7 protein-coding genes are annotated in these 5,196 nt (G+C 41.6%); 5 read left to right on the top strand and 2 right to left on the bottom strand.

All coding sequences use genetic code 11. The annotated features are described in order from the left end of the window. Positions 1-28: 28 nt before the first annotated feature. Together JX312_RS08945 and JX312_RS08940 are read left to right on the top strand one after the other, a co-directional pair. Positions 29-292: a DapH/DapD/GlmU-related protein gene (locus tag JX312_RS08945; RefSeq protein WP_204457757.1), complete on the top strand. Its 264-nt coding sequence runs from the start codon at positions 29-31 to the stop codon at positions 290-292. Continuing rightward, positions 289-1,371 (top strand): DUF1972 domain-containing protein, encoded by a 1,083-nt coding sequence (locus tag JX312_RS08940; RefSeq protein ID WP_124030486.1) that lies wholly within the window; start codon positions 289-291, stop codon positions 1,369-1,371. The genes JX312_RS08945 and JX312_RS08940 overlap by 4 nt, the downstream gene beginning before the upstream one ends. 11 nt (positions 1,372-1,382) lie before the next feature. Here JX312_RS08940 and JX312_RS08935 read toward each other — a convergent pair whose 3' ends face one another. Further along, the gene (locus JX312_RS08935; RefSeq protein ID WP_124030485.1) at positions 1,383-1,562 is read right to left on the bottom strand and encodes a hypothetical protein; all 180 of its coding nucleotides are present in this window, start codon (positions 1,560-1,562) and stop codon (positions 1,383-1,385) included. Positions 1,563-1,775: 213 nt separating this feature from the next. Here JX312_RS08935 and JX312_RS08930 point away from each other — a divergent pair, with 213 nt between their 5' ends. Genes JX312_RS08930 through JX312_RS08920 form a run of 3 tightly spaced genes read left to right on the top strand, consistent with a single transcriptional unit; the run spans position 1,776 to position 4,268 of the window. Further along, on the top strand, positions 1,776-2,138 hold the full coding sequence (locus tag JX312_RS08930) for an HNH endonuclease (RefSeq protein ID WP_124030484.1): 363 nt from the start codon (positions 1,776-1,778) through the stop codon (positions 2,136-2,138). Beyond that, positions 2,131-3,426, top strand: a complete 1,296-nt coding sequence (locus JX312_RS08925) for an AAA family ATPase (RefSeq protein ID WP_124030483.1) — start codon at positions 2,131-2,133, stop codon at positions 3,424-3,426. Before JX312_RS08930 ends, JX312_RS08925 begins: the two co-directional genes overlap by 8 nt. 8 nt (positions 3,427-3,434) lie before the next feature. Further along, positions 3,435-4,268 (top strand): DUF4435 domain-containing protein, encoded by an 834-nt coding sequence (locus tag JX312_RS08920; RefSeq protein WP_204457756.1) that lies wholly within the window; start codon positions 3,435-3,437, stop codon positions 4,266-4,268. A 214-nt stretch (positions 4,269-4,482) separates the two neighbouring features. On the opposite strand, the gene JX312_RS08915 is transcribed toward JX312_RS08920, so the two are convergent. Then, complete coding sequence (locus JX312_RS08915; protein WP_370541490.1) at positions 4,483-5,154, bottom strand: DedA family protein; 672 nt, start codon at positions 5,152-5,154, stop codon at positions 4,483-4,485. Positions 5,155-5,196: the final 42 nt, after the last annotated feature.

Here is a 5,196-nt window from a genome sequence, read left to right as displayed (position 1 = left end):
TCGCATTAACAGATTTTAAGAGACGCCAGTGGGTTCCGGTTGTGTCATCACAACCGGAACGTGTATTCTTTCTCATTTCTACAATACCAGCGACCGAAGGTTTTATGCGGGGAAGGTAGTCATAGGCAAGAATGTCTTTATCGGGATGAATACTCTTATTGTAAATGCTGTCAATATTGGAGACGGGGCTATTATAGGAGCCGGAAGTATAGTGAATAGAGATATTCCGGCAGGGGAGATATGGGGCGGTAATCCTGCTCGGTTCATAAAGAAACTCAATTACGAAGAATGAGAAAGGTAGCAATTATAGGCACAGTGGGTGTGCCGGCAAATTACGGGGGATTCGAAACGCTTGTTGAGCAACTTGTGCGTCATAATAATTCTGAAGATTTGCAATATGCTGTATATTGCAGTAAAAAATCTTATGATGATGAACGTTGGGTATACCATGGCGCCAAGACTGAATATATCGGTCTGAGTGCCAATGGTATGCAGAGTATTCCATACGATATATTATCAATGATAAGGGCTTCAAGAAAGAGTGATGTGATACTTGTTCTCGGGGTTTCGGGCTGTGCGTTTCTACCTGTGTTCCGTCTTTTCTCAAAGAAAAGATTGATAATAAACATAGACGGACTGGAGCATCATCGTGACAAATGGAATAAGTGGGTTCGCAGGTTTCTTAAATTCTCGGAGAAACAGGCTGTGAAATATGGTGATGTCATAGTTACCGATAACAAGGGAATCACGGATTACGTATTGGAGGAGTATGGAAAGGCTTCGGAATTGATAGCTTATGGCGGAGATCATGTTCTGACTGAAGTCGATGGATTGTATGCCGAGAAAGTTCTTAAGGATTATAATCTTGAAAAAGATTCTTATGCGATGGCTCTTTGCAGGATTGAACCGGAAAACAATGTCCATATTATTCTTGAGGCATTTGAAAGGGCTTGTCACAGTCTGATTTTCATTGGCAACTGGCAGAAAAGTGAATACGGGAGGTCTTTGTGTGAGAAATATAAGGATTCCGCTTATGTTAAATTTTGTCCGGCTGTATATGATTTGAGTATTCTTAATGTTTTGAGAAGTAATTGTGCCTGCTATATTCATGGTCACAGTGCCGGAGGCACCAACCCCTCTTTGGTGGAGGCAATGTTTTTCGGCAAGCCGATAATTGCATATGACTGTGTTTATAATCGCGAGTCTACAGAAAATCGAGCAATGTATTTCAAAGATTCAAGTGATCTTGTTTTAAAACTCGGGTCGTCAGCAGATGACTTTTTTTCAAATGCCCGGTCTATGTATGAAATAGCTGACAGAAGATATAGATGGGAAACAATCGCCCGACAATATGAAAACTTGTATGGATGACAAATGAACTGTCATTCTTTAGGGAGTGCCGGGCTGTCTGTGGTATAGTACTTGCCGATTATCTCCAATGTGTTGTCGATATATTTTCTTGGAGCGTCTGATACCGTCAGACGAATATCATTTAACGCTTTGCTTATCTCTATGATTTTTTCTTCTGCATTTCTTTCATCGTCTTCAATATACCAGGACAATTCATAATGTGATATTTAATGACGTAATTATCCGCTGTATGGTGTATTAATATACCATGGCAGTGTATTTTCTTCCAATAGGCAGGCATCTATCAGGGCTTCTCTAAAAAACGGTTTGCAGACGGATTTTCTCGACATTTCCCGCTCTTACTTATTTGCAAGTATTTGAATAAATGATTAAATTTGCACCAAAAGCATAATTCTGTAACTCCAATGGATGAGGAAATTATAAACGCGGTTTGGAATAAAGGGCGTGTTATCAATGGGATGAACCCTAATTTATTCCGCAAGGATCCCTGCGGAGCCATTATTGCCTATAATCAATATGGCCAGAAATTCGCTGCCTTTGGTTGGGAAATAGATCACGTATATCCCCGAAGCAAGGGGGGGGATGACAATATTCTGAATCTTCGCCCGATGCATTGGAGAAACAATGTTTCCAAAGGTGACGATTATCCATTGTATAATCGGGAGGTCACATCTGACGGTACTAACAATATCGAATCCAAGAAGGAATATCGAGTAAATCTCGAAACACAAATGGAACTTGCTAATTTATACAACATACATGATTAAATCGTTGGACATACGAGGGCTTTTCGGGACATTCGACTATTCAATCAAAATGCCCGATTATGGTAATTTCTTGATTATTACCGGTCCAAATGGTTACGGGAAGACTACAATTCTATCGATAATCGAGGATCTTGCCTCCGGCAATCTGCTTAGTCTTTTTTATGTTCCGTTTGATTCTATTCATGTGGAATACAGTTCATTCAGTCTTGATGTGACATCAAATAACGGACGTGCAGTGGAAAATTCAGATGATGCGGCTGTGTCTGAGCGGATATCATTGGAATATGTTATTGACAACGGCAAAGAATCAATATCCTTAAAGATTGATAACGATTTGATATCTCAGGCAAAAAGATTCTGCAGTTGGAGCAGGCAGGCAACGTTATTTGATGATTTTGATAATTTCGATAATGAATTTCACGATAATTTCAAAGATGATGAAATATCGTTGGAAAAGAGTCGGATGCTTATCGAACACATTGCCAAAGAACAGGGCAAGAGTGTATTCATGCTTCACATCAATTCGGAGATAAATCCTTATCGTTTCATTCCTGCTCAGAGACTATATAGCAAAGATCATGCAGGTGACAGTCTGATTAAAAACTCTATCGAGATTGTTGCAGATAAATTCAGCGAGTTTTTAAGGGATGCATATTTTTCTTTTCTCCAGAATTCTCAATTGCATGATTCTCAGTTTATCGACATGCTCATGACCGGAGACGACGCCATAAACAAGGAAGATTATGACAAGCAATTGTCAATTCTAAGTCAGAAAGTGGACGTTGCGATGAAATATGATCTCTCAGCTGCTTTTAAATTGCCTGAATATATCGAGAGCAAAGGGGTTATTCTTAACTATTACATAAAAGACACGTTTGAGAAATTCAAAACTCTTGAAAAGCCTTTAAGGGATTTGAATTTATTCGACAAATTGTTGCGAGATAAAAAACTGGTAAACAAGAGTGTCCTCTATTCCCGCAGGTATGGCATCCGTTTTGTTTCAGAGTCGGATAAAAGAGAAATTGCCCTCAATTCTTTATCAAGTGGTGAAAAGAATGAGATTCTTATGCTGCATGATTTCATTTTTAATCTTCAGGATGGTTCATTATTAATGATTGACGAACCTGAGATTTCTCTTCATGTGGCGTGGCAGAGAGAGTTTATGAATGATATCATCAAGATTGCCGGACAGAAGAGTCTGCGGGTATTGATAGCTACACATTCTCCTCAAATAATCGGAGGCAGATGGAAGGATTGTTATGATCTCTTCTACAAAACTCACCATTGATTGCTCCAATGACACAGAATTCGGTTCTTGATTACACTTCGGATGATTTCAATGGAAAAACGGCTGATGTTTTCCTTACGTTCAACAATGAACTCAATTATGATAAAGTGGTTCTGCTGGTAGAAGGTTTGGACGATGCCCTGTTTTATTCCGAATATTTTGTTGAAGAGAATGTCTTTTTATTCGTTATGAATGGTCATGAGTGGATGACCCAGGTGCTTGGTGATCTTTCGTCAGTTTTCCCTAATCAGCTTGCAGCTATAAAGGATGCGGATTTTAACCATCTTGACAACAGTTATTCTGTGCATCAGAATATGTTTGTCACGGATTGTCATGACTGGGAAATGACAATTGTGTCTGCAGACAGAACATCCAGGATTGCTGCAAGATATGGTATATGCGATGATGAATCCGGCATTCTGCACGAGGAGGTGATGAGAGAGCTTCAGAATTATTCGTATGTAAGATGGGCAAATTCGTGGATACCGGCAAAAGAAGACAGGGTAAGATTTCTTGATGATGCGGAAAACATGCGAGGGAAGACCTTGGCGGAGGTTGTGACTATTGTCAATGGCAATCAGAAGGAGAACAGATGGATTGATCCGATTTATGTGGATAGTTTCAAAAAACAACATCCGAATGCGGATCTCCGACAACTTAACAATGGTCATGACTATATGAGGATGTTAAGAAAATTAATTAGCGAAAAAAGCAAAAAGAATATAAGAAACGGAGAGATACCCGAAGCTTATGTCAGGCTGTTTACAGGTGCTGATTTTTCTCTGACGCGGCTTGCACATAATCTTCGGTCTTATAGTTTTACTAAAGAAGTTCTGTTATAAGCAGGAATTCATAAGAAACTGTTTATTCTCCTTCGTTCCGCACCAAAATCAACTCAAAAATAGCTTCGCTTTATCTGTTCATTAAATTTTCGTAGCTACCTGCTTTAAAGACATAACGTTGGCGCAGTATAGTCATCCGCCCGTAATACATAGCTGTGTTGCGGGCGGATGGTGTGTCGAGGGGCTGGGATGCCCCTTTGTTTCTTCTTGCGGGTTATTTCTTCCTGCGGAAGGCGTTGTAGAGGATGTAGAGGATGCAGAGGAGGAAGAGGGCATAGCCTGCCCATGTGAGGTAACGGTTGTATTCCTCTACTTTGTCGAAGAGCATGTCGGGGGTGACGTGGAGGGAGAGCCAGTAGCCGAGGAAGGCGAGGATGGCGTTCCATACCAAGGCGCCGAGCGAGGTGAAGATGGCGAACTGGGCTACGTTCATGCGCGATATGCCTGCAGGAATCGAAATGAGCTGGCGTATGGCGGGAATGAGACGTCCGACGAAGGTCGATACGGCTCCGTGACGGTCGAAGTATTTTTCTGCTTTCTCCACTTTCGCCCTGTCGATGAGACAGGCGTGTCCCAGCCGGCTGTCGGCGAAGCGGTAGACCACCGGACGACCGATCCAGAGGGCGAGGTAGTAATTGATAAACGCTCCGACAAGGGCGCCGAGGGTGGCGAACACCACCACAAGGAATATGTTCATGTCGCTGCCGGCTCCGGTGTTGGTGCATGCCAGATACGCCGCAGGGGGCACAATCACTTCGGAGGGGAAGGGTATGAAACTGCTTTCGATGACCATGAATACGAATACAAACAGATAGCTGGCATGGTCAACAAACCATTGGAAAAACTCGCTGGCGTCAAATATCGCCAAGGGTATCATTTCTAACATTTCTTTTGAGGTGTAGTTTTTTGTTTTTAAACAGTTTATAGG

The sequence above is a fragment of the Barnesiella sp. CU968 genome (assembly GCF_905219685.1).
GTDB lineage: Bacteria > Bacteroidota > Bacteroidia > Bacteroidales > Muribaculaceae > Lepagella > Lepagella muris_A.
This window is presented reverse-complemented; position numbering and strand designations above follow the sequence as displayed.

Bases quoted from the DNA above. Each gene is read 5' to 3' on its own strand.
- JX312_RS08915 (WP_370541490.1), bottom strand. From the start codon at position 5,154: ATGTTAGAAATGATACCCTTGGCGATATTTGACGCCAGCGAGTTTTTC.
- JX312_RS08930 (WP_124030484.1), top strand. From the start codon at position 1,776: ATGGATGAGGAAATTATAAACGCGGTTTGGAATAAAGGGCGTGTTATC.
- JX312_RS08925 (WP_124030483.1), top strand. From the start codon at position 2,131: ATGATTAAATCGTTGGACATACGAGGGCTTTTCGGGACATTCGACTAT.
- JX312_RS08940 (WP_124030486.1), top strand. From the start codon at position 289: ATGAGAAAGGTAGCAATTATAGGCACAGTGGGTGTGCCGGCAAATTAC.
- JX312_RS08920 (WP_204457756.1), top strand. From the start codon at position 3,435: ATGACACAGAATTCGGTTCTTGATTACACTTCGGATGATTTCAATGGA.